Below are 1265 nucleotides of genomic sequence, written 5' to 3' on the forward strand. Positions count from 1 at the left end.
AATACAGTGAGGCATTCAAACGACAAGTTGTCTCTGAATATGAACGGGGATTATATACAAAATCCCAATTGCAAACTCGATACAATATTCGGGGTAATTCATGCATTTCTAGTTGGTTAATAAAATATGGTAACTTTACTTATGAAAAACAATTAAGTAAAGGCAGACCTATGAAAGATCCACAGAAACAAAAGATTAAAGAGCTTGAAGCTGCTTTATCCAAAAAGGAAGAAGAGCTCAAAGTGTTTAAGAGATTTATAGAAATCGCAGAGCGTGAGTTGAAGATTGAAATTGTAAAAAAGTCTGGTTCCAATCAATCCAGGAAATAAGGCCGTATACAAGTCTTTCACTGGAAGATATCTGCCGATTGTTTGGATACAGTAAACAAGCTTATTATAAAAGGAAGAAACAGCCTGATTCTATCAATAATCAGAAAAGGATTATAGAACTGGTATTGTCAATTCGTAAAAAGATGCCTAAAATAGGGACTCGAAAACTTTATGTATTACTTAAAAATGATTTTTCAAAAGAGGATCTTCATATAGGAAGAGATCGGCTGTTTCAACTTTTAAGATCGAATTATCTTTTAATTCCCAGAAGACACAGTTATTTTAAAACAACCAATTCCAGACATTGGATGAAGAAATACCCGAATATTATTAAAGAAAAGGAGTTGAAATGTTCAGAAAAAGTTTGGGTTGCAGATATTACCTATCTGAAGACTAAAGAGAAAAATTATTATCTTCATTTGATTACCGATGCCTATTCAAAGAAAATTGTAGGATATGAACTAAGTGATAATTTACAGACTGCCTCTACATTGAAAGCATTAAAACAAGCCATAAAGAACAGGATGTATAAACATTCTTTAATTCATCATTCAGACAGAGGATTGCAGTATTGTAGTAAAGAATATACTGAAACGTTAAGGAAAAATGATATTCTTATCAGTATGACCGAGAACTCGGATCCTTATGAGAATGCTGTAGCAGAGAGGGTAAACGGCATTCTGAAATATGAGTTTGGATTGATTGATACTTTTGAAAACTTTAAGAATCTCTCACAGCAGCTTGACCAATCAATTTATTATTATAATAATTTAAGACCTCATTTTTCCCTAAATTATAACATCCCCAGCCAAGTGCATATGAAAAATAACGTGAAATTAAAAACATACAAAAAACAAAATCAGAATAGGAAAATTCCTACTCTGATTTAAGTATATTTGAAATATTAAACTAGTCAACCTTTTTCAGGACTAGTCA

Annotated in this window: 1 protein-coding gene; it reads left to right on the forward strand. The window is 31.7% G+C overall.

Going from position 1 to position 1265, the window contains the following annotated elements:
* A protein-coding gene (locus AC5YGI_RS22010) for an IS3 family transposase (protein ID WP_496169807.1) occupies positions 1-1219 on the forward strand; the annotation gives its coding sequence in 2 pieces (ribosomal slippage) (positions 1-294 and positions 294-1219; 1220 coding nt annotated over the 2 pieces). This gene is flagged as partial in the annotation.
* Positions 1220-1265 lie beyond the last annotated feature (46 nt).

It is taken from the genome of Chryseobacterium sp. CS3K3.1, assembly GCF_059515165.1.